The sequence below is a fragment of the Pseudoalteromonas sp. NH0006-26 genome (genome assembly GCF_057552415.1).
Genome location: NZ_BAAJMJ010000002.1, coordinates 275,407 through 296,799, shown reverse-complemented (window position 1 = coordinate 296,799; position 21,393 = coordinate 275,407). Strand labels below are relative to the sequence as shown.

Annotated in this window: 22 protein-coding genes; 9 read left to right on the top strand and 13 right to left on the bottom strand. The window is 40.6% G+C overall.

The genetic code is table 11. The annotated features are described in order from the left end of the window. Nucleotide 1: 1 nt before the first annotated feature. From AC27JR_RS04095 to AC27JR_RS04080, 4 genes are read right to left on the bottom strand one after another with little or no spacing between them, the layout of a single operon-like run. Entirely contained in the window at nucleotides 2-445 is a 444-nt protein-coding gene (locus AC27JR_RS04095) for a DUF4426 domain-containing protein (RefSeq protein ID WP_076918450.1), read from the bottom strand. Between the two features lie 58 nt (nucleotides 446-503). Then, nucleotides 504-1,037 carry a YggT family protein gene (locus AC27JR_RS04090; protein WP_008113334.1) on the bottom strand — a complete coding sequence of 178 codons (534 nt, stop codon included), beginning with the start codon at nucleotides 1,035-1,037 and terminating at the stop codon, nucleotides 504-506. Nucleotides 1,038-1,063: 26 nt separating this feature from the next. Beyond that, nucleotides 1,064-1,885, bottom strand: coding sequence for a pyrroline-5-carboxylate reductase (proC, locus tag AC27JR_RS04085; RefSeq protein ID WP_008113330.1), 822 nt, complete (start codon nucleotides 1,883-1,885; stop codon nucleotides 1,064-1,066). Nucleotides 1,886-1,902: 17 nt separating this feature from the next. Further along, nucleotides 1,903-2,616, bottom strand: a complete 714-nt coding sequence (locus AC27JR_RS04080) for a YggS family pyridoxal phosphate-dependent enzyme (RefSeq protein WP_487172859.1) — start codon at nucleotides 2,614-2,616, stop codon at nucleotides 1,903-1,905. Nucleotides 2,617-2,618: 2 nt separating this feature from the next. Here AC27JR_RS04080 and AC27JR_RS04075 point away from each other — a divergent pair, with 2 nt between their 5' ends. Then, nucleotides 2,619-3,659 (top strand): type IV pilus twitching motility protein PilT, encoded by a 1,041-nt coding sequence (locus tag AC27JR_RS04075; RefSeq protein ID WP_008113326.1) that lies wholly within the window; start codon nucleotides 2,619-2,621, stop codon nucleotides 3,657-3,659. A gap of 9 nt (nucleotides 3,660-3,668) precedes the next feature. Then, complete coding sequence (locus AC27JR_RS04070) at nucleotides 3,669-4,805, top strand: PilT/PilU family type 4a pilus ATPase (protein WP_076918448.1); 1,137 nt, start codon at nucleotides 3,669-3,671, stop codon at nucleotides 4,803-4,805. Between the two features lie 213 nt (nucleotides 4,806-5,018). On the opposite strand, the gene ruvX is transcribed toward AC27JR_RS04070, so the two are convergent. The 6 genes from ruvX to AC27JR_RS04040 all read right to left on the bottom strand — a co-directional run bounded on the left by ruvX (nucleotide 5,019) and on the right by AC27JR_RS04040 (nucleotide 9,547). Then, a complete protein-coding gene (gene ruvX / locus AC27JR_RS04065; RefSeq protein WP_487172858.1) occupies nucleotides 5,019-5,468 on the bottom strand; it encodes a Holliday junction resolvase RuvX in 450 nt (149 codons plus the stop codon). A 118-nt stretch (nucleotides 5,469-5,586) separates the two neighbouring features. Further along, on the bottom strand, nucleotides 5,587-6,144 hold the full coding sequence (locus tag AC27JR_RS04060) for a YqgE/AlgH family protein (RefSeq protein WP_487172857.1): 558 nt from the start codon (nucleotides 6,142-6,144) through the stop codon (nucleotides 5,587-5,589). A 135-nt stretch (nucleotides 6,145-6,279) separates the two neighbouring features. After that, nucleotides 6,280-7,230, bottom strand: coding sequence for a glutathione synthase (gene gshB, locus AC27JR_RS04055; RefSeq protein ID WP_487172856.1), 951 nt, complete (start codon nucleotides 7,228-7,230; stop codon nucleotides 6,280-6,282). A gap of 66 nt (nucleotides 7,231-7,296) precedes the next feature. Then, a complete protein-coding gene (gene rsmE, locus AC27JR_RS04050) occupies nucleotides 7,297-8,031 on the bottom strand; it encodes a 16S rRNA (uracil(1498)-N(3))-methyltransferase (protein ID WP_487172855.1) in 735 nt (244 codons plus the stop codon). Nucleotides 8,032-8,101: 70 nt separating this feature from the next. Further along, the gene (locus AC27JR_RS04045; protein WP_487172854.1) at nucleotides 8,102-8,575 is read right to left on the bottom strand and encodes a hypothetical protein; all 474 of its coding nucleotides are present in this window, start codon (nucleotides 8,573-8,575) and stop codon (nucleotides 8,102-8,104) included. Nucleotides 8,576-8,653: 78 nt separating this feature from the next. After that, nucleotides 8,654-9,547: a DUF350 domain-containing protein gene (locus AC27JR_RS04040; protein WP_008110578.1), complete on the bottom strand. Its 894-nt coding sequence runs from the start codon at nucleotides 9,545-9,547 to the stop codon at nucleotides 8,654-8,656. A gap of 78 nt (nucleotides 9,548-9,625) precedes the next feature. Between AC27JR_RS04040 and glnE the strand changes: the two genes are divergently transcribed. Next, the gene (glnE, locus tag AC27JR_RS04035) at nucleotides 9,626-12,421 is read left to right on the top strand and encodes a bifunctional [glutamate--ammonia ligase]-adenylyl-L-tyrosine phosphorylase/[glutamate--ammonia-ligase] adenylyltransferase (RefSeq protein ID WP_487172853.1); all 2,796 of its coding nucleotides are present in this window, start codon (nucleotides 9,626-9,628) and stop codon (nucleotides 12,419-12,421) included. 47 nt (nucleotides 12,422-12,468) lie between these two features. On the opposite strand, the gene AC27JR_RS04030 is transcribed toward glnE, so the two are convergent. The 3 genes from AC27JR_RS04030 to tolC all read right to left on the bottom strand — a co-directional run bounded on the left by AC27JR_RS04030 (nucleotide 12,469) and on the right by tolC (nucleotide 15,707). Beyond that, a complete protein-coding gene (locus AC27JR_RS04030; protein ID WP_076918443.1) occupies nucleotides 12,469-13,041 on the bottom strand; it encodes a toxin co-regulated pilus biosynthesis Q family protein in 573 nt (190 codons plus the stop codon). Nucleotides 13,042-13,078: 37 nt separating this feature from the next. After that, nucleotides 13,079-14,002, bottom strand: coding sequence for an LpxL/LpxP family Kdo(2)-lipid IV(A) lauroyl/palmitoleoyl acyltransferase (gene lpxL, locus AC27JR_RS04025; RefSeq protein WP_372858787.1), 924 nt, complete (start codon nucleotides 14,000-14,002; stop codon nucleotides 13,079-13,081). A 373-nt stretch (nucleotides 14,003-14,375) separates the two neighbouring features. Further along, the gene (tolC, locus tag AC27JR_RS04020) at nucleotides 14,376-15,707 is read right to left on the bottom strand and encodes an outer membrane channel protein TolC (RefSeq protein ID WP_487172852.1); all 1,332 of its coding nucleotides are present in this window, start codon (nucleotides 15,705-15,707) and stop codon (nucleotides 14,376-14,378) included. A 206-nt stretch (nucleotides 15,708-15,913) separates the two neighbouring features. Here tolC and AC27JR_RS04015 point away from each other — a divergent pair, with 206 nt between their 5' ends. The 6 genes from AC27JR_RS04015 to AC27JR_RS03990 are packed head-to-tail and all read left to right on the top strand — an operon-like array spanning nucleotide 15,914 to nucleotide 21,385. Next, the gene (locus AC27JR_RS04015; RefSeq protein WP_487172851.1) at nucleotides 15,914-16,540 is read left to right on the top strand and encodes an NUDIX domain-containing protein; all 627 of its coding nucleotides are present in this window, start codon (nucleotides 15,914-15,916) and stop codon (nucleotides 16,538-16,540) included. A gap of 30 nt (nucleotides 16,541-16,570) precedes the next feature. After that, the gene (locus tag AC27JR_RS04010; RefSeq protein ID WP_076918439.1) at nucleotides 16,571-17,029 is read left to right on the top strand and encodes a DUF1249 domain-containing protein; all 459 of its coding nucleotides are present in this window, start codon (nucleotides 16,571-16,573) and stop codon (nucleotides 17,027-17,029) included. Further along, the gene (locus AC27JR_RS04005; RefSeq protein WP_487172850.1) at nucleotides 17,016-17,801 is read left to right on the top strand and encodes a metallophosphoesterase; all 786 of its coding nucleotides are present in this window, start codon (nucleotides 17,016-17,018) and stop codon (nucleotides 17,799-17,801) included. The genes AC27JR_RS04010 and AC27JR_RS04005 overlap by 14 nt, the downstream gene beginning before the upstream one ends. Then, nucleotides 17,786-18,349, top strand: coding sequence for a YqiA/YcfP family alpha/beta fold hydrolase (locus tag AC27JR_RS04000; RefSeq protein WP_487172849.1), 564 nt, complete (start codon nucleotides 17,786-17,788; stop codon nucleotides 18,347-18,349). Before AC27JR_RS04005 ends, AC27JR_RS04000 begins: the two co-directional genes overlap by 16 nt. Before the next feature lie 20 nt (nucleotides 18,350-18,369). Then, nucleotides 18,370-20,259, top strand: coding sequence for a DNA topoisomerase IV subunit B (parE, locus tag AC27JR_RS03995; RefSeq protein ID WP_024600809.1), 1,890 nt, complete (start codon nucleotides 18,370-18,372; stop codon nucleotides 20,257-20,259). Nucleotides 20,260-20,290: 31 nt separating this feature from the next. Next, nucleotides 20,291-21,385: a PQQ-dependent sugar dehydrogenase gene (locus AC27JR_RS03990; RefSeq protein ID WP_487172848.1), complete on the top strand. Its 1,095-nt coding sequence runs from the start codon at nucleotides 20,291-20,293 to the stop codon at nucleotides 21,383-21,385. Nucleotides 21,386-21,393 lie beyond the last annotated feature (8 nt).

The following is a 21,393-nucleotide window of genomic DNA, read 5'->3' as shown; positions in this document are numbered from 1 at the left end:
TTTAATCTACGTAAAATTTTTGCTTAAACTTTAATGTTTGAAACTGATTACCTTGTTGGATTTCAATTTCAAAACGTAAAATCTCTTCGTTGGTGTAATCTACTTGTGCTAGGTAATAAACAGAATCGCCTTCAACGACTTCTTTAAAGTTAAGGGTTTGCTTGTTACCTAATAAGTTTTTAGCGGTGCCTTGTAATGTCGCTTTTTGAGCGGTTTTATCGGCATCATTTTTTAATATTGAAATATTAACAATGCCTTTATAGCCACTACGCTCAAGGTCATACGCTTTAGCTATTTGAGGTTGAATAAACGTAGATGGGAAAGCAATATAGTGAACTTGCCAAGCGCCTAGTTCTTTGTATTGGGCACCTTGTTCTTGAGCGCTGTGTGCATTAAATGCTAAAGCGAGACAAGCAATAAAACAAAACTTGATTAAACGTTGCATGGTTAACTCCTGAATATGTAAAAAAGAGGCGCTAAGCCTCTTTTATATTACGTTATGCTTAAGCTAAAAGGTCCATTAGCAGCATTTGTAAAAACTGAATGCCGATAATCAGTACCAATACCGATAAATCTAATCCCCCCAATGGCGGTAAAATTTTACGGATTGGCTTTAACATTGGCTCAGTTAGCTGATGGAATACCGCTTCAATTGGGTTATAGCCTTGGCTTACCCAGCTTAAAATAGCGCGGATAATTAACACCCAAAAAACTAAGTTTAAACCTTCTTTTAAAACAGTTATTAGCGCCTGTATAAGTACAGGTTGAATAGCCCAAGAGCTATAAATAAGCCACATTAATGTACTTATTTTTGCAGCCGCTACTATAAATGCCAGTAACAAAGAGGCTAAATCAAGCCCGCCCAGCCCTGGAATGATTTTTCGCAGTGGATTAACTGCAAACGAAGTGGCTTTGACCACAAATTGGCTCATCGGGTTGTAAAAGTCGGCTTTTGCCCACTGTAGCCAAAAACGCAGTAGTACCACCATCAAGAATAGATCAAACAAGGTGCTAATTAAAAATTGCATGGCATTCATAGTATAACCTTCAATAAAAAATGGTTTTAAAGTTCTTGTTCCATTTGCACTGCGCGCGCAATACACGCATCCATTGCATCACCCACAGTTTGGGTTAAGCCTTGCGCTTTTAAATGCTCAACGGCTGCATGTGTGGTGCCGCCTTTTGAAGTTACATTGGCGCGCAGTTGCGAAATGCTAATATCTGGTTGGCTAAGTGCCATTTCAGCTGCGCCTAGCGCTGTTTGCTGTACTAAGCGACGCGCGTCTTCATCATTAAAGCCCAATGCTTTCGCTTTTTCTTCAATTGCTTCCATAAATAAGAAAAAGTAAGCTGGCGAAGAGCCGGTAACAGCAATTACGTCATTTATTTGTGACTCTTGCTCTACCCATACTACAATGCCGGTACACTCAAATACTTGTTGTACAAATTCATGTTCGCTTTGCGTTTCGCCAGCGCCATACAAGCCCGATACGCCACGGCCAAGTAACGACGGTGTATTTGGCATACAACGCACCATTTTCACATCTTGGCCAAGCATTTCACGTAAGCGTTTAACGGTTAGGCCCGCAGCAACTGAGATAAATAATTTATCACTAAAGTCGATGCCTGAATCTTGAAATGATTGGCATAAGTCGCCCATCATTTGTGGTTTAACAGACAGAACAATGACATCTGCATCGCGCATAGCTTCGTTATTGTCACTGGTGGTTTGCACTTTGAAATCCGCGGCTACCTTAGCTAGTTTTTCTTGGTTGCGGTTAGTCGCAATAATATTGTTTGCGTTAAAGCCGTTTTTTACCATGCCACCAATGATGGCGTAGCTCATATTACCTGTGCCTATAAATGCGATTTTTTTATCTGACATATGTCTGTTATCACCTTTTAAGTTCGTGTTCCAAAAATATCTGTGCCGATCCTCACCATGGTTGAACCTGCCGCTATGGCAGCCTCTACATCGTTACTCATCCCCATCGACAACGTATCTATATGAGGATATTGGGTCTGTAGTTTATCAAAGCAAGTTTGTAATTGCTCAAAATATTGAGTCTGCGTGTTTTCATCGTCACTTTTTGCAGGAATAGCCATTAGTCCGCGCAGTTTTAATTGCGAGCATTGACTTATAAATTGTGCTAATTGGTCAATTTCTTCTATTGCACAGCCCGACTTTGCTTCTTCTGCGCTAATATTAACTTGTATTAGCACATTAAGTGCGGGTAGTTCCTGCGGACGCTGAGCATTTAAGCGTTTTGCTATTTTGAGCCTATCAACACTTTGCACCCAGTCAAAGTGGTTAGCCACTAAGGCGCTCTTATTTGACTGAATGGGGCCAATGAAATGCCAAACAATATCGCTAAATGTGCCTAGTTGCGCTATTTTATCTACAGCTTCTTGAACATAAGATTCACCAAATTGGCGTTGCCCTTGCTCATAAGCTGCCATAATATCAGAGACGGGTTTGGTTTTAGATACTGCAAGTAACGTAATGTCGTTACTGTTACGCTGCGCATTTTGCGCTGCCTCTGCAATTCTAGCGTAGGCGGATGTGAGTCGTTCTGCTATTGTAACCATATATTTATCAGTTAGTTGTGGAGTCATAAATGGATATCACCGAATTATTGGCATTTAGTGTGCAACATAAAGCATCAGATTTGCACTTATCATCAGGGGTGTCACCTATGATACGTGTTGATGGTGATGTGCGACGTATTAATATACCAGCACTTGGAGATAAAGAAGTCAGCAGTCTGGTTTATGACATTATGAACGATAACCAGCGTAAGGACTATGAGCAAAATCTCGAAGTGGATTTTTCTTTTGAAGTCCCTAATTTAGCACGTTTTCGTGTAAATGCCTTTAACTCTAATCGTGGTCCTGCTGCCGTGTTTCGTACTATCCCGAGTGACGTACTGACACTTGAAGATTTGGGCGCGCCGGAAATATTCAAACAAATTTCAGATAATCCACGAGGTCTGGTATTAGTCACGGGTCCTACGGGTTCAGGTAAGTCGACTACACTTGCAGCCATGGTCGATTATATAAATCAAACTAAACATCATCATGTACTGACCATTGAAGATCCTATCGAATTTGTGCACGACAATAAACTCAGCTTAATTAACCAGCGTGAAGTTCACCGCGATACACATAGTTTTTCTAACGCCCTGCGAAGTGCGTTGCGTGAAGATCCCGATGTTATTTTGGTCGGTGAATTACGAGATTTAGAAACTATTCGCCTTGCTATGACTGCCGCTGAAACTGGTCACTTAGTGTTTGGCACTTTGCATACCACCTCGGCACCTAAAACCATTGACCGTATCATTGACGTATTCCCAGGTGAAGAAAAAGACATGATCCGCTCTATGCTCTCAGAATCATTGCGTGCGGTTATCTCACAAACACTGATCAAGAAGGTCGGTGGAGGGCGAGTGGCTGCACACGAAATCATGTTGGCAACGCCTGCTATTCGTAACTTAATTCGTGAAGATAAAATTGCTCAAATGTACTCATCAATTCAAACCGGTGCGTCGCAGGGCATGCAAACTATGGATCAATGTTTAACAAACCTTGTTAACCGTGGCATCATCACTCATATTGCAGCGCATGCAAAAGCGCAAGATAAGACGCAGTTTAGCGCTTAAGGAATTATTATGACTTTATCTTTGAATCATTTTTTACAAATAATGATCGACAAAAAAGGCTCTGATCTATTTGTATCAAGCCAGCTGCCTATTAGCGCCAAAATTAATGGCGAGCTCACCCCTCTTAATGATGACAAACTAACCGATGAGCAAGCGCTGGAGTTGGTTGAGTCGGCAATGAGTGAAAAACAAAAAGCCGAGTTTCATAACACTAAAGAGTGTAACTTTGCGATTGCGACCAGCGAAGGGCGCTTTCGTATTTCGGCATTTTGGCAACGCGATAGAGCGGGGATGGTTATTCGCCGGATTGTGACCAAAATACCCGATGTAAAAGAGCTGGGGTTACCCTCGGCACTAACCGATGTCATTATGTCAAAGCGAGGCCTGGTATTATTTGTAGGTGGTACGGGAACCGGTAAATCAACATCACTGGCGGCACTGGTTGGTTATAGAAATCGCCATCAGCGCGGGCATATTCTAACCATAGAAGATCCAATCGAATTTGTGCATGAGCACCAAAAAAGTATTATTACCCAACGTGAAGTGGGCTTAGATACAGAAAGCTTTGAGTCAGCACTAAAAAGCTCTTTACGCCAAGCGCCAGATGTTATTTTAATTGGTGAGATTCGTTCGCAAGAAACCATGGAATATGCGTTAAGCTTTGCCGAAACTGGTCACTTATGTGTTGCCACTTTGCACGCTAATAATGCTAACCAAGCGATTGACCGTATTATGCACTTAGTGCCAAAAGAAAAGCACGACAAGCTTAAATATGACTTAGCATTAAACTTACGCGCTATTATTGCCCAGCAGCTGATCCCGACCTCTGACGGTGAAGGGCGCGTTGCAGCTATTGAGGTGTTATTGAATACGCCAATGGTGAGTGAGCTGATTAAAAACGGCAATATTGGTGGCATTAAAGAGACTATGGCCAAATCAACTGAAGTGGGCATGCAGACCTTCGACCAAGCTTTATTTGAGCTATATAGACAGCAACGGATTAACTATGCCGATGCACTGCATCATGCAGACTCACCAAATGATTTACGCTTGATGATAAAACTGCGTAATAACGAGCAGCAGGGAGCAGGCTTTTTACAAGGTGTAACCATTGATGGCCTTGATGATAAAGGTAATATGACCTGATTTTTTGCCTACATGGATGTAGGTAAGGGGCGAGAGCAGGGCGCAAGCTTTACTCGGTTTTTACTTATTCTTACATGGATGTAAGCCAGTGGAATAACGCAGGAGCAGTTATCGAGCCCACTAGGTTGCAAAGCCCGCTCAGCGATTAAATTGCCCCTAGTGTAAATCCACGCATAAAAAAAGCGCCCAAGGCGCTTTTTTTGTTAAAGCAATTTATTCACCATAACTGGCTTCAAAAAAACTCTCTAAAATGATCACCGCAGACATATTATCTACGTTGCCTTTACCTAAGTTTTTATAACCGCCACGTTCAAACAACCGTGCTTTAGCATCAGCGGTCGTGAGGCGCTCATCTTGAGTATGAACCGCAATACCGTAATGGTTATGCAAACGGTTGGCGAACTTCTTAGCCTTAAATGTAACCTCTTGTGAGGTGCCATCCATATTAAGCGGTAGGCCAACCACCATTAAATCAGGTTGCCACTCTTTTACCTGCACATCAATGTCATCCCAATTAGGGATGCCATCTTGAGCTTTCACCGCTTTTAAGCTGGTGGCGCTGCCTGTCAATTCTTGACCAATTGCAATACCAATACTCTTAGTACCAAAGTCAAATCCCATTACAGTGCGTTCACCCTGCGGTTTTAGAGTTTTTTTAGTCATGTTTATCTTTTATGTTATTAGGGTCTATTTTTACTTAGCCCACTAGGTTACAAACTTCGCGCCGCGATTAAACCGCCCCTAGTTTGAACAAATTTTAATCCGCAAAGGTCAACAGACCCTAAGCATGTCCAGCTTCGGGGCTTAATTGGCTAACATCAAAACCAAGCATAGAAACTGCCATTTCCCAGCGTTTTTCTACTGGAGTATCAAAAATTATTTTAGGGTCGGCTTTTATAATCAGCCAACTATTATCAAGTAGTTCTTGCTCTAATTGGCCTTGCTCCCAACCAGAGTAACCTAAGGTAATTATAAATTGTTCGGGTGCTTGGGCGGTAGTTAACGTGGCTAACACATCTTTTGAGGTGGTGATCATAATATCACTGCTCAGCTTTTGGCTTGCCGAGTACCCAGGTTTTGGTGAATGTAGCACAAAACCACGATCAGTTTTAACTGGCCCACCAGCATACACTGTCACTTGCGCAGCTTGTTGAGACTTATCGTTGTCAATATCAATCTTGTCGAGTAATTCACCTACGGTAACATCAATCGGTTGATTGATAACAAGTCCCATAGCGCCTTCTTCATTGTGTTCACAAATATAAGTGACAGCACGTTTAAAAAAAGGGTCTTGCATTGATGGCATTGCGATTAAAAAGTGATTTTCTAATGACTGCATAATTTTTACCCTTTTAGTTATTGAATCTTGAGTATGGCATAGTCCCATGTTTTAACACTAAAAATTTATTCGAGTTTTCAGCGATGACACGATAAGCGTCATCGCTTTATATCTTAGAACTGGTTCAGTGATAATTTATTTATTTAGCTTTTTCTCTATGGCATCAAATAAAATACCGGTAATAGAAATATCGTAAGCGGCTTCAATTTCTTTAACACAGGTTGGGGCTGTTACGTTAATTTCAGTTAACTTATCGCCAATAATATCTAAACCAACAAATATTAAGCCTTTTTCTTTCAATGTAGGGGCAACTGCTTGAGCAATTTTAAGATCTGACTCACTAATTGGCCGTGCTTCACCACGTCCGCCAGCGGCTAAGTTACCGCGCGTTTCGCCGTTTTGTGGAATACGCGCTAAGCAATAAGGAATAACTTCACCATCAACAACCAATACGCGCTTATCACCTTGAGTGATCTCTTCAATGTAATTTTGCGCCATAGCAAAGCGACTGCCATGCTCAGTTAAGGTTTCGCATATTACCCCAATATTGGCATCATCTGCTTTCACTCTAAAAATAGAAGCACCGCCCATGCCATCCAATGGTTTTAAAATAATATCTTTATGCTCGGCTAAAAATTCACGGATTTGCTTTTGGCTGCGCGTAACTAATGTATCAGGTGTGTGCTCACTAAACCAAGCTGTAAATAGTTTTTCATTGGCATCACGCAAGCTCTGCGGCTTATTAATAACTAAAGTACCGGCTTGCTCTGCACGTTCTAAAATATAGGTTGCGTAAATATATTCAGTATCAAAAGGCGGATCTTTACGCATTAAAATAACGTCTAAATCAGCCAACGCAATGCTGGTTTTTTCTTCAAGCTCATACCATTTTTCTGTGTTATCAAAAACCTGTGCTTTGGCTGCTGTGGCGTAGGCATTACCTTGACGCAGCGATAAATCATCCATTTCCATATAGTAAATTTCGTAGCCACGGGTTTGCGCTTGCAGCATCATTGCAAAACCGGTGTCTTTTTTAATGTTAAATCCACTAATAGGATCTGAAATAATACCTAACTTAATTGCCATGCGCTGTGCCTTAATTTATGTGTTTTTTACAACTGTAACCTTGATATGTGGGTGCTTTTAGTTATTTCAATTAGCTAAATCGCCAAATTGTAATTGTAGTGCGCTTAAAACGGTTAATGCCGCTGTTTCTGTACGAAGAACGCGCGGGCCTAAGCGAATATCTACAAACGCTTGTTGTTTTGTTTGCGCTATTTCATCGTCGGTAAACCCGCCTTCAGGACCCACTAAAAAGCGCACGCCGCCATCGGGAACGGTAATGGTTTTAATGCTGTGTTCGGCGCGTGGGTGTAAGGTTAATTTAATGGCAGCTGTTTGCTGTTCAAGCCAGCTTTTTAAATCAACGGGAGAGTGTACTGTTGGCACAAAGTTGCGCCCAGATTGCTCTGCTGCGGCAATCGCTATTTTTTGCCATTGCTGGTGTTTTTTTTCTAAGCGGTCGCCACTTAGTTTTACGCCACAGCGCTGGCTAAAAATAGGGGTGATTTCAGTGATCCCTAATTCAACCGACTTTTGAATGGTAAAGTCCATTTTATCACCACGAGATACGCACTGGCCTAAATGAATTTTTAATGGTGATTCAACGTCATGAGAGTTAAATTCAAGCGGCATAACAACCACGCTCTTTTTACTTACCTCAATAATTTCACTGAGGAATTCTCCGCCTTCACCGTTAAAAATAGAAACCTGTTCGCCCACTTTCATGCGTAACACACGACCTATGTGCCCTGCAGCATCATCGTCAAGGCTTAAAGGGGTATTAACAGCAATCGCAGATGATTGATAAATATGAGGCACTCGCATGGCAAATCACTTTTTTACATAGAAGTTATATCCCTCTATGGTAAGTAAGCAAAGGCTTGGGTGCAATTATTTATTTTTCAGATTCAGGGGCTGCAAGCTCAGCTAGCGCTTGTGCGGTTTGAGCTATATCGGTATGACAGGACAAATGATTTGAATGACACTCTTCATTTATAGGCTTAATGTCATAACCATGATTGGTTTGACTGATAATATAGCGTTTTTCATGTAATGAATTATAAATAAAGCGTTGTTTATCATCGGCGAGCAAATAATCTGTTTGATTAAATAACACGCCTTGAACATTGTGGTGTTCGTGGAGGTAGCTGGCGAGCTCTGAAATACTGATTTCGTTCTCAATATCGCAATAGCAATAATCTTTAACGAGTTCATCAAACATCATTTTAACCAGCTTTTGCGTATTCGCACCGGCTATTATAATGTCTTTTTTAGCAGCATCATTGGTATTAATATACTGATTTACAAATGATCGGCTGAACTCGTTATCTATATCAATTAATAGATAACTTCCTGTTTTAATTGCCATATGCCTAAAGTCCCTGTTAATTTTACCAAACTATTAAATAGGGACGTTTAGCAACGGCTAAATTTAACGTGTTTGGTACTAAATTGAAAACATACTTATCAATAAGTAACCAATAGCACAAAATACAGCAAATTCAATACAGGCAATGCCAATATTATCCTGATGATCGACTTCAAGTGCGGTATCGATATTTGGCATTGAGATAATTTTTATTATATACGTTAAACAGTATAGTAATAGCCACATCACACCGCAATGCATTACCAAAGTAAATAAGTTTTCTACCATTTTACCGTTTTGAAACGCCGCACTTGATAAACCTGCATACGCGGCAAGTGCCAAGCCTATTGACTTACCCGCATAGCGAATACCAATTGAGGTATTTTCTAAACCAAAGTTACTTTGCAACGAAGCCCCTTGATTGGCTTTAGCAAAGCGGTTTTCGCGTATTTTACTATCTAGGGCAAACAGTCCTTGTAAAACAAAAAAGCTTACTGAGGCTATTAATAAATTACTAAAGCCCTGAGTGTGTGTCCACGTATACAAACCCAGTACTAAAATACAGTTAGCAATCAGCATCCCTGAATCAACCAGCGCCGCACAAACGTTTTGTTTTAATATGGCAGCTTCTTCATTAAAGCGGCGTAATATCCATTTACGATGGATTAAATGCCCCATTTTTATAAACGAAAATAATAGCACAATTAACAAAATTACTTTTAGTGGATTTGATTGAGCCGTGCTAATACTTATTTCATCAAACAAAAATGCCATCGTGGCGATCACTACTGATATTTCAGAGGCAAAACTAATCCCCATTGCAAAGTTATCATGTTGCGCTAATTCTTCTTTAAGTGCTTGTTTTGCTTTTATTTGAGTAACAATTCTTAAACTGATGATAATAATACAAATAACCACAAAACTAATAGCAATCGCAACTAAACTAGTGTTAGATAATGACAAATATGACATGGTGTTCCTAAATAGATTTACCTTGATAGGTTTTTAACCATTCTAGTATGGTTATTGGTGAGATAAAAGAGGGTATTGATGAGTAACGACACGCAGCTTCCTATTCAATTACAAAAACTGGGTGAAACGCGTTTTGCCGCGCTGTATCCCGAACAACAAATCCAGCAGCAAATCGTGCGTTTATTAGCGTTAAGTGATTTTGCTTGGCGCAGCTTAAGTTCTCAACCTTCGCTGTTATCTTGGTTGCTATGCGACGTTGAAATTAACAATAGAGAAATTTCAGATCCCTTTGCAACGCTTAATATAAATGAAGTAGAAGAGCAGCAATGTCATCAATTACTGCGCCAATATCGCGAAAAATACTGGCTAAAAGTCGCATTTTTAGACTTGTGTTGTGAAAACTCAATCGCGGATAGTATTAAATACATTAGTGAACTAGCTAATAAACTTATAGATAGTGCCAACCAATGGGCCTACAACAATGTTGCTAAAACTAATGGTGAGCCATTAGATGAAGATAAAAGCGCTTTACCCTTAATGGTACTAGGCATGGGGAAGTTAGGCGGGCAAGAACTCAATTACTCATCTGATATAGACCTTATTTTTGCATACCCCCGCAACGTTAAAACCCAAGGGGGACGTCGCTCGCTTGAAGCATCTGTTTTTTATACCAAGGTGGCCCAAAAGTTAATTACAGCCCTGAACCAATGTACGGTCGATGGCCAAGTATTTCGGGTTGATATGCGCCTGCGCCCATTTGGTGAAAGTGGTCCGTTGGTGATGAGCTTTAATGCCATTGAAGATTACTACCAAGAGCAAGGGCGTGATTGGGAGCGCTACGCGATGTTAAAAGGGCGTTTAATTGGTACGCCTAACATTTATTGGCAGGAGTTTAATACCTTGCTGAGGCCTTTTGTATATCGCCGTTATATTGATTTTTCAGTGATTGAATCGCTTAGAAAAATGAAACTCATGATTGCCCAAGAAGTGCGTCGTAAGCGCTTAACTAATAATATTAAACTAGGCGGTGGCGGCATTCGCGAGGTTGAATTTATTGTTCAAGCATTGCAAATGGTCAGAGGCGGCAGAGAAGCTAACTTACAAACACAATCTTTATTAACTGCATTAGAGCAGCTAACAGTTAGCCAAGTGATTGATGAACATGAGGCCAGCGGGCTTAAAAATAACTACCTTTATTTACGTAGGGTAGAGCAATACCTGCAAATTTTTGATGATCAGCAAACACAAACTCTGCCTGATGATGAGCTAAATCAGCAACGGTTGAATGTGTTATTGAACCAAGGTGATTTTGGCTCAGCGATTGAGAAAATAGAGCAGGTAATGGCGCAAATTCATAATGAGTTTATTCAGGTAATTGGTGAAGAAACCGAACCACTTGATACCTGTGAAGGCGCGTTTATAAGTACTTGGGATCATGGCGATGTTAGCTTTTTAAATGATCCCAGAGATGAGTGGCAAACACCATTAAATGACTTTAAACAACGGCTATCTAAAGCCAAAGTTGGTAATCGTGGACGCGATATTCTTGATAAATTAATGCCTGCATTGCTCAAACAATTAAACGACTTTAATGCCAGTGCCAGTGCATTTACAACGGTATGCCAAATATTAAATAAAATTATTTCGCGCACCGCATATTTAGAGCTGTTGTATGAAAATCCTGGAACGTTAAAACAGTTAGTTTTACTCTGCTGCCATAGCAAGTGGATTGGTGAGCATATTTCATTGTACCCCATTTTGCTCGATGAACTTATTGACCCTGCAGTACTATATAAACCGACCCCATTAACAGCGTACAAAGATGAAATAAGACAGTATTTTTTACGTATTGAACATGACGATCTTGAACAACAAATGGAAGCATTACGTCAGTTTAAACAAACTCATCAGTTACGGATTGCCGCCGCAGATGCCACTGGTGTTATTGATGTGATGAAAGTAAGCGATCACTTAACTGCACTTGCAGAAGCAATAGTTGATCAGGCTGTTAATATTGCTTGGTATCATTGTACTAAACGTTTTGGTATGCCACCTAATACCGACGATGAACATAAAGGCTTTGCCGTTATTGCGTATGGAAAAACCGGTGGTTTTGAGGTGGGTTATGACTCTGATCTCGATTTAGTTTTTGTCCATAACCATGACGGTACCAGCTATACCAGCGGCGACAAGGCAATTGACTCAAGGCAATTTTATTTAAAGCTAGCACAGCGTTTAATGCACTTATTTAATACCCGTACTGCCTCAGGTATTTTATATGAATTAGATACTCGCCTTCGTCCAGAGGGGGCGTCAGGGTTATTAGCGATTAACTTAGAGAGTTTTAATCATTACCAACAAACTCAAGCATGGACGTGGGAGCATCAAGCTTTAGTCAGAGCGAGGCTGATTTTGGGGCAAACTGAATTAGTAACGCGTTTTGCACAAATTCGCGCCGAGATATTGTGTCAAAAACGTGATGTTGAGCTGTTAAAAACCGACGTAATTAAAATGCGCGAAAAAATGCGTGGTCATTTAGCCAAAGGCAACGAGCAGCAGTTTGATTTAAAACAAGATGTGGGGGCGATGACTGATATTGAGTTTATGACCCAATATTTAGTATTAAAGCACGCTCATGAGTTTACCCATTTATGCGATAATTCTGACAATGTCAGAATTTTAACGGACGCGGCTAAAATTGGTTGCATTACAGGCACACAGAAACAGCAACTTATTAAAGCCTATATAGATTATCGTTCACGCTATCATGTGTTGAGCCTAGATCAGCAAGGTCGCTGCGTAAAACGTGAAGAGTTTAGTGAAGATATTAAAAATGTAACGTCGATATGGCAGGCTATTTTTGAATTAAATTGAATAAATACGTAGGCGCTCGATTATTATTGAGCGCCTATGTATCCTAGTTAATTACTTAGCTTTAAACAGTTTGTACGTACAAATTCAGACGGCAGCTCGGTAATGACCGCTGCACGTTGTTTAGGGCAGAAAAACGCATACACCTCATTTGAAAAATCATCATTTATAGAGCGGCTAACGCGGTATAAAGCGGAGTTAAAACTGCTATCTATTCGAAAGTGATCTTTAACAACGTAATCTTTGTCTAAGTACCACATTAAAGTAACCCCTTCGTTATTCGCATATTGAGTTAGTACAGTACGTAAGGTTGAGTCACGTTGAAAGCGACGAGGCCCTACTTCTCCACTCCAATTTAAAGGCATAGGCTCTACTACAAAAGAACGCTGGTTTAGCGCTCTGTCGAGGCTAAGATCGGGTTTCTCAAGTTCAATTACAAACTTTTCGTTATCTTTATTAACGCTAATTTTATCGCGAATTGACGCATAAAAACGAGACAACCCTTCAGCTGCCGCGTTAGTGGTTTGTTGATAATTAAGTGACGACGTACCATTTAGTAAAAAGTAAATGGCTGCACCAATTAACAATAAGGCTAAAAGTATATATCTAATCCAAAACCACATGGCTGTCACTCATCTTTGTTATTTTAATAACCCATCTTTAATAAAAAGACGGGGCGTCTTTATCGGGGCGCGTTTTAAAACGTCTATGTAGCCACATATACTGTTCAGGGGCTGCATTTATTGATTGTTCCATGCGCTCATTAACACGCCTTACATCGGCTTTATCATCACCGCTTGGAAAGTGCTCAAGCTCAGGCACGATTTCTAAATGATATTGGCCTTTCTCATCACGACGAGTAATTAGGCTCATTGTTTCGCAGTTTTTACTTCCCGCAAACATCAGTGTGCCAGTGGTCGTTGCTGTGTCGGGAACTGCGTAAAAAGGCACAAATTCACAACGGTTACGGCCATAATCTTGATCAGGTAAGTAATAACAAACTTTTTTGTTCTTTAATGCTTTTAATAGACCTTTGACGTCTTTTTTACCAATTAAATATTCATTCGAGCGCAGGCGTCCGTTAGTGGTAAAGTATTCCATCAGCGGATTATTGTGTGGGCGATAAAAACCTATACCTTTACACCCAGTCCCCATTAAACGGCCAGCCATTTCAAGGTGAAGCACATGAGGAACGAGTAATAAAACGCCTTTTCCTGATTGTTGCACGCGTTCAAAATGCTCAAGCCCTTTTAGTGACCCGAGTACCTTTTCTACCCGCCACTGTGGCCACCACCAAGCCATGCCGGTTTCGACCATAGCAATACCGGTATTTTCCATATTCTTAAGTACTAGCTGTTGTTGCTCGGCTTCGCTCATTGTTGGAAAGCAGTGCTTAATATTAACCTCAGCAATGTGCCTTCTGCGTTTCATATACTTATAAACCAAGCGTCCGAGCTGCTTACCCATGGCTAATTGTAGTTTTTGTGGTAACCATGAAATAAGATATAAAAACAAAACACCAATCCAGGTTAGCCAGTAACGAGGACCTAAAAAAGAAGCTTTAAAAGGGGATGAGTTAACCACAAAAATTTTTCTCTAAAAATAAAAGGCAAGGGTCTGTTGACCTTTGCGGATTAATATTTGTTCAAACTAGGGGCGGTTTAATCGCGGCGCGAGGTTTGTAACCTAGTGGGCTAAGTAAAAACCGAGCAACAAAGAGTAAATCGCCCCTAGGCAGAACCCTTCGGGCAGCGCCTGTTTGGCATTGATGCTGCGTTATCGCCTATTTATGGGGAATACCACACCACATAAGCTCTGCCTTGCCTAAATACCAAACAGGCTGCTGCAAATTAAACCTTGAAAGGTCAACAGACCCTAGTTTAACGCTATGTGCTTAAAAATACAAAAAGCCAGCAAAAAGCTGGCTTTAGTAATTATTTATAATGAAGTCGTGTGTTTAGTTAACGGTATTTAAACCTTGGTTTATACCCACTAAATCTTCACGGCTCAATGTTCCTGTTGCTTGTTTTAAGCGAAGCGTTGATACAACATAACGATAGCGTACATCGGCAAGGTTACGCTTTGCATTGTACAAGTTTTGCGTACTGATCAGTACATCAACGATTGTACGTGTACCTACTTCAAAACCCGCTTCAGTGGCTTTTAATGCACTTTCTGCTGAAATAACAGCTTGTTCAAGCGCTTTAAATGTCGCAATGTCAGATACCACTTGATTGTAAGAAGTAATGACAGAGCGAGTTACTGCACGATAATCGGTTTCAAAATCTTGGCTTGCAGCAACGTAAAATGCACGTGCTTGATCAGTTGCAGCAACTGTTGCACCCCCTGAATAAAGTGGGACGCTAAAGTTTAGTCCAATAGAGGTTGAATCTGAACGAGGTTGATCATCTGTCAATGAGTCGCCGTAGCTAGCATTTAACGTTAGTTTTGGGTAATGACCTGCTTTTGCGAGTTCAATTTGTTCTTTAGCTATATCAACCGTGATTTTTGATACCTGCAGATTTAAATTTTTGTCTTTAGCTATTTTAACTAAATCAGTTGCAGGCGTACTTGGCTTAACAGTAGAAAACGTTTTGGTGTTTAACATATCAAGTTTTGCGTGATACTTACCAGTGATCTCACGTAGCTGCTCACGGGCTGTTTCTACCGCATTATTAGCAATGATCTCTTGCGCTACTGAGTTATCAAATTGTGCTTGTGCTTCATGTACATCGGTAATAGCTGTTAAACCTACAGCGTAACGCTGCTTAGTTTGTTCAAGTTGGCGCTCAATGGCACGTTTTTCAGCTTGTACAAATTCAAGGTTATCAATAGCGCTAAGTACGTTAAAATAACCCTCAGCAACACGAACAATTAGGTTTTGCTTGGCAAAGTCGTATTGGCCGCTTGCTTGAAGTGCTTGTTTGTCGGCTATACCTAATGAATTCCATGCGCCTAAATCAAATAACGTTTGGCTTAAGCTAATACCACGAGAAAACTCGTCGCTTTCAGAATTAATTTTATTAATAGAAGATAAATCTTCAGATTGTCTGAAGGAAGTTGAGTCAGACTTTGTGTAACCCATAGCCAAACCAATTTGCGGTAATAATGCGCTCATAGCGCGATCGCTTTGGTATGATTGAGCATCGGCTTGGGCTTTTGCTTTTAAAACGGTAGGATCGTTGGCTGTTGCGATTTCAAAAACTTGAAGTAAATCTTCTGCATTGGCTACGGTTGAGCCCAATGCGCATGATAAACTAACCAGTGCTGCAAGGATGTTCTTTTTCATGTGATGTTCGGTCCTTAGACAATTTTTGTACTACAGGCATGTTAACCTGTTTTACTTCATAACTAAAAAAAAAATTAGTAAAACAACGTTTTCAAGTGTAACAGAATATATACCCAACAAACCTCATTCGCTCAATTTAGCGTTTTACTGGGGCTGGCTATCAAGACGTTGATGTATCGGCGCTTTCAAAAAGGAAATAAAAAAACATGGCGAATAAAAGTCGTATTCAATTTACCCATGATGATGTGAGATTAAAACCGATTGAAAACCTGTATAGCGGTTTTTTTAAAATAAACCTTTATCAATTTCAGCATGCTCTGTTTGCTGGTGGAGAGTCAGAGGTTATTCGTCGAGAAATTTTAGAGCGTGGCGATGCGGTTGCGGTACTTCCTTATAATCCAGTGACTGAGCAAGTATTGCTTATAGAACAAATTCGCATTGGCGCAATTAAAAGCAAACACTCGCCGTGGCTGTTAGAATGTATAGCGGGCATGACTGATGGCAGCGAAGATTACGAGTCGGTTGTTAAAAAGGAAGCGTTTGAAGAAGCCGGGCTTAATTTAACCGAGCTTGAGTTTATGTTGTCTTATCTTTCTAGCCCAGGTGGAACCACAGAGCGTTTGTTTTTATATTTAGCTCATGCCGATTTAAGCCAAATGAGTACTGGCATTTATGGGTTAGAAACCGAAGGTGAAGATATTAAAACCCATATTATGCACGTAGACGAAGCACTACAGCGACTTAATAGTGGTGAAATTGATAATGCCGCTACCGTAATTAGCTTGCAATGGTTAGCGCTAAATCGCGATAAGATACGTAAAAAGTGGGCATAGTTTTTAATTTTTAATAGTAATGGCGGTATTTTGACAGCACTTTTAACCACTAATCGATATATTCAAAGTCTTCCAAAGTATTTAACGCTTTGTGAGCATAATTACGTACGCCTTTTAAAATTACTGCCTCGTGAGCGAGTGATTGGCAATGTAAGAGAAGTTAAATTAGGCCACAGTGAATTTGTAATCCATATAGATGATAGTGCCAAGTACACACTCGATGTATCTATTAAACAGTTAAATGGCATGCTCGTTGGCATTGCTCCGCTGTATTTAACAGTACGTTTGTACAATGATGCGAAGGTGGCTGAAATTGTTCATCATGACTACCACCAACGAATAAAGCCTTCTTATGGTTACCCTAACCCTAAAATGCATCAAAAAGATGAAAAGTATCAGTTAAATGCTTTTTTGTATGATTGGTTAGTAGCGTGTGTTGAAAGAGGTCAATCAACACTGAATTGGGATGTAAATAATGGCTTGGTTTGATGATATCTATTATTTTGAACAAACTACGCTTCGAATTGCACACCTAACTGATTGCCACCTTTTTAGTGATAAAGATGCTGAATACTTTGGCGTTAATACCGCTGAACATTTTGTTAAAGCATTGGCCGATATAGCAAAGCAGCAGCCTGATGCGTTGATATTTGGTGGTGACCTAACGCAAGATCACAGCTTTAATTCGTATTTATTATTTGCAGAACTTATTCATAATAGTGACGTTGATTGCCCGGTATTTTGGGTGCCTGGTAACCATGATGAGATTGAACAGCTTAATTTAATTAGTGGCGGGCAAATACAACACGCTAAACATATAGTGGCGCAAGGGATTGAACTGATATTAATTAACTCTAAGGGTGAAACGCCTGCAGGGTGGGTCAGCGCCACACATTTAGATGAAATCATGGCGTGCTTAGTTAACTCAAGCAATCGTCATATTGCATTTTGTCATCACAACCCACTGCCTATTAATGGCTACCTAGACAAACATATGTTAGAAAATGGGCCGCAACTATTAAATTTATTAGTTAATAATGGTCGCGTTGATGCGCTGTTTCATGGGCATGTCCATAATGACTATCAACAGCAGTTTAGAGGGCTCAATGTTTACGCTACCCCAGCCAGCTGCGTGCAATTTAGTAAACACAGTGCGACTTGGCAGCAAGAAAATAAAGGGGCAGCTTATCGCATGCTGTATTTAAATGCTGAGCAACAACAGGTGCATATACACTCGGACGTGGTATGGTTAAACGAGTAATTTATATTCACGGTTTTAATAGCTCTGAAAAATCATATAAAGCTGTGCGCTTTGGTGAGCTTATGGCACACTATGATGTTGATTATTGTGTGCCGCGTTTAAATCATGAGCCTGTAGAGGCTATTATAGCGCTTGAACAACTATTAACACCGAATACCGTATTATTGGGCAGCTCGCTAGGTGGTTTTTTTGCCACGTATTTATCGCAGCGTTATCAAATTCCTGCGGTGGTAATTAATCCTGCCGTTGCCCCATATACATTATTAGAGCCTATAATTGGGCCTAATTATAATCCGTATCAAGATTATAATTACCAATTACAATCTCGTCATATAGATGCGTTAAAAGCATTAACGGTGACAGAGTTAAAACACCCTGAACTGTTGTACTTATTACAGCAAACAGGGGATGAAGTGTTAAATTTTCAGCACGCAATAAAGTATTACTCACAATGTAAACAGTTAATTGAATTTGGCGGCGATCATAGCTTTAATGGCTTTGAGCGAGCTTTTTCAAGCATTGTCGATTTTCTTAAAATCAGATATTAGCGTATATAAAGATAAAAACTATGACTCAACAAAATTATAACGCCGAAGCCATTGAAGTACTTAATGGGTTAGAGCCGGTAAAACGCCGCCCTGGCATGTATACAGATACCACAAGGCCAAACCATTTAGGCCAAGAGGTTATTGATAACAGTGTTGATGAAGCAATGGCTGGGCACGCAACACGTATTGATGTCATTTTACATGAAGATAATTCGCTTGAGGTGAGTGACGATGGCCGAGGTATGCCAATTGACATTCACCCAGAAGAAGGTATTCCAGGAGTTGAGTTAATATTTACTAAGCTGCATGCCGGCGGTAAGTTTTCAAACAAAAACTATCAATTCTCTGGTGGCTTGCATGGCGTAGGTATCTCGGTTGTTAATGCGCTATCTACCCGCGTGGAAGTAACGGTTCGCCGTGATGCGCAGCAATTTAGAATGGCTTTTGAGCATGGCGATAAAGTTGAAGATTTAAATGTGATTGGCTCAGTGGGTAAACGCAACACTGGTACTACGGTACGTTTTTGGCCAGATACCAGCTATTTTGACTCTGCTAATTTTTCTTTGACTAAGCTTAACCACTTATTAAAAGCCAAAGCGGTTTTATGCCCAGGTTTGCGTATTAAGTTTGTAAATAAACAAACGAAAGAAACCCAAGAATGGTTTTATGAAACAGGCTTAAAAGATTACTTAATTGAAGCCGTTAAAGGTTACGAAATACTACCTAAAGACCCATTTGTGGGTGAGTTTTCAAGTTCTATTGAAGGCGCTGATTGGGCGGTAGTATGGATGCCAGAAGGTGGTGAGTCGATAGCCGAAAGTTATGTAAACTTAATTCCTACCGCGCAAGGGGGCACCCATGTAAATGGTCTGCGCCAAGGACTTTTAGAGGCGATGCGTGAATTTTGTGAGTTTAGAAATTTATTACCACGTGGCGTAAAGCTTACACCAGATGATATTTGGGAGCGTTGTAGCTATGTGTTGTCGGTTAAAATGCAAGACCCACAATTTGCAGGCCAAACCAAAGAAAAACTCTCATCACGTTCATGTGCTGCGTTTGTATCGGGTGTAGTAAAAGATGCCTTTAGTTTATGGCTAAATGAGCACACTGACACCGCAGAGCTACTTTCTGAATTATGTATTTCTAATGCGCAGCGACGCTTACGAGCGGCTAAAAAAGTAGTACGTAAGCGAGTAACATCAGGCCCAGCATTACCAGGCAAACTGACCGACTGTAGCGCTGCGGATAATGACCGCACGGAATTATTTTTAGTAGAGGGTGACTCAGCAGGCGGCTCGGCAAAGCAAGCACGAGATCGTGAGTTCCAAGCAATTATGCCGCTAAGAGGTAAAATTTTAAATACTTGGGAAGTTGAATCAGGGCAAATTTTGGCCTCTCAAGAGGTGCACGATATTTCAGTTGCGCTAGGTATAGACCCTGACTCAACCGATATGTCGGGACTACGTTACAATAAAATATGTATATTAGCTGATGCTGACTCCGATGGACTGCATATTGCCACCTTACTGTGTGCCTTATTTGTACGCCATTTCCCACAATTAGTTAAAACTGGCCATGTGTATGTTGCTATGCCACCGTTATTTAGAATTGATATTGGTAAAGATGTTTACTACGCGCTGGATGAAGATGAAAAAACCGGTATTTTAGCGCGCATAGAAGCAGAAAAAAAACGTGGCAAAGTAAACGTACAACGCTTTAAAGGTTTGGGTGAAATGAACCCGCTACAATTGCGTGAAACTACCATGGACCCTAATACTCGTCGTTTAGTGCAACTCACTCTTGATGAGGAGCAGCAAACAATGGAAATGATGGATATGCTACTAGCCAAAAAGCGTTCATCAGATCGCCGTCAATGGTTAGAAGATCACGGTAACAAGGCACAAGTTTAATAAGCCTTTGGGCTTAAAGCAGGAGAGGCAAATGAATAAATTATTTAGCACACTGTTGTTACTCGGCTTAATATCATCGCCAGTGATGGCGAAAAATATACTCGACAAGCTGACCGCTGCACCGGGTTTTGAAATCAGCTTATTTGCTGATGATGTTGAAAATGCACGGCAAATTGCAGTATCAAGCAGAGGTATAGTGTATGCAGGGTCGCGTAAGGCGGGTAATGTATATGCACTGATTGACCATAACAGCGATGGCGTGGCAGATAAAAAAATAGTGATTGCAGAGGGATTAAATATGCCCTCGGGATTAGCAATTAAAGGCGGTGACTTATATGTCGGTGAAGTGCACCGTATTATTCGTTTTAAAAATATCGATAAACACCTCAAAAATCCTGAGTATGAAGTGTTTTATAGCGATTTACCCTCAGAGCGTCACCATGGTTGGAAGTTTTTGCGCTTTGCACCAAATGGCGAGCTGATAATTCCCGTGGGCGTACCGTGTAATATTTGTGAGGAAGATGCTCGCTTTGGCCGTATTTTTTCGTTAAATACCGATACCAAAAAAATAACGACTTTAGCCAAAGGTGTACGTAATACGGTGGGTTTTGACTTTCATCCTAGTACGCAAATGCTATGGTTTAGCGATAACGGCCGCGACATGATGGGGGATGATATTCCACCCGATGAGCTAAACCGTATTACTAAGGAAGAAGAGCACTTTGGTTTTCCATACGTGCATGGTGGCGTTATTGTTGATCCTGAGTTTGGTGAAGGCAAAAATATTGCTGATTACACTCAACCTGCATTGGCATTGGGGGCGCATGTTGCGCCATTAGGTATTCATTTTTATACCGGCAAACAGTTCCCAGATAGCTACAAACAACAGTTATTTGTTGCTGAGCATGGTTCATGGAATCGCTCTAAAAAGGTCGGTTATAAAGTGGCTGTGGCAACCATAGAAAATGCCAAAGTAACTAACTATACGCCATTGATCACCGGCTTTATGCAAGACGAAACAACATTTGGACGCCCTGTTGCATTTGCACAATTAAATGATGGCAGTCTATTGGTAAGCGATGATTACGCAAACGTAATTTACCGCGTAAGCTATAAGAAAAACTAGGTAAGCTT

What these genes read in the sequence shown, in the direction of transcription:
- AC27JR_RS04095 (WP_076918450.1), bottom strand. Translation starts at nt 445, where the DNA reads ATGCAACGTTTAATCAAGTTTTGTTTTATTGCTTGTCTCGCTTTAGCA.
- AC27JR_RS04090 (WP_008113334.1), bottom strand. Translation starts at nt 1,037, where the DNA reads ATGAATGCCATGCAATTTTTAATTAGCACCTTGTTTGATCTATTCTTG.
- proC (WP_008113330.1), bottom strand. Translation starts at nt 1,885, where the DNA reads ATGTCAGATAAAAAAATCGCATTTATAGGCACAGGTAATATGAGCTAC.
- AC27JR_RS04080 (WP_487172859.1), bottom strand. Translation starts at nt 2,616, where the DNA reads ATGACTCCACAACTAACTGATAAATATATGGTTACAATAGCAGAACGA.
- AC27JR_RS04075 (WP_008113326.1), top strand. Translation starts at nt 2,619, where the DNA reads ATGGATATCACCGAATTATTGGCATTTAGTGTGCAACATAAAGCATCA.
- AC27JR_RS04070 (WP_076918448.1), top strand. Translation starts at nt 3,669, where the DNA reads ATGACTTTATCTTTGAATCATTTTTTACAAATAATGATCGACAAAAAA.
- ruvX (WP_487172858.1), bottom strand. Translation starts at nt 5,468, where the DNA reads ATGACTAAAAAAACTCTAAAACCGCAGGGTGAACGCACTGTAATGGGA.
- AC27JR_RS04060 (WP_487172857.1), bottom strand. Translation starts at nt 6,144, where the DNA reads ATGCAGTCATTAGAAAATCACTTTTTAATCGCAATGCCATCAATGCAA.
- gshB (WP_487172856.1), bottom strand. Translation starts at nt 7,230, where the DNA reads ATGGCAATTAAGTTAGGTATTATTTCAGATCCTATTAGTGGATTTAAC.
- rsmE (WP_487172855.1), bottom strand. Translation starts at nt 8,031, where the DNA reads ATGCGAGTGCCTCATATTTATCAATCATCTGCGATTGCTGTTAATACC.
- AC27JR_RS04045 (WP_487172854.1), bottom strand. Translation starts at nt 8,575, where the DNA reads ATGGCAATTAAAACAGGAAGTTATCTATTAATTGATATAGATAACGAG.
- AC27JR_RS04040 (WP_008110578.1), bottom strand. Translation starts at nt 9,547, where the DNA reads ATGTCATATTTGTCATTATCTAACACTAGTTTAGTTGCGATTGCTATT.
- glnE (WP_487172853.1), top strand. Translation starts at nt 9,626, where the DNA reads ATGAGTAACGACACGCAGCTTCCTATTCAATTACAAAAACTGGGTGAA.
- AC27JR_RS04030 (WP_076918443.1), bottom strand. Translation starts at nt 13,041, where the DNA reads ATGTGGTTTTGGATTAGATATATACTTTTAGCCTTATTGTTAATTGGT.
- tolC (WP_487172852.1), bottom strand. Translation starts at nt 15,707, where the DNA reads ATGAAAAAGAACATCCTTGCAGCACTGGTTAGTTTATCATGCGCATTG.
- AC27JR_RS04015 (WP_487172851.1), top strand. Translation starts at nt 15,914, where the DNA reads ATGGCGAATAAAAGTCGTATTCAATTTACCCATGATGATGTGAGATTA.
- AC27JR_RS04005 (WP_487172850.1), top strand. Translation starts at nt 17,016, where the DNA reads ATGGCTTGGTTTGATGATATCTATTATTTTGAACAAACTACGCTTCGA.
- AC27JR_RS04000 (WP_487172849.1), top strand. Translation starts at nt 17,786, where the DNA reads ATGGTTAAACGAGTAATTTATATTCACGGTTTTAATAGCTCTGAAAAA.
- parE (WP_024600809.1), top strand. Translation starts at nt 18,370, where the DNA reads ATGACTCAACAAAATTATAACGCCGAAGCCATTGAAGTACTTAATGGG.
- AC27JR_RS03990 (WP_487172848.1), top strand. Translation starts at nt 20,291, where the DNA reads ATGAATAAATTATTTAGCACACTGTTGTTACTCGGCTTAATATCATCG.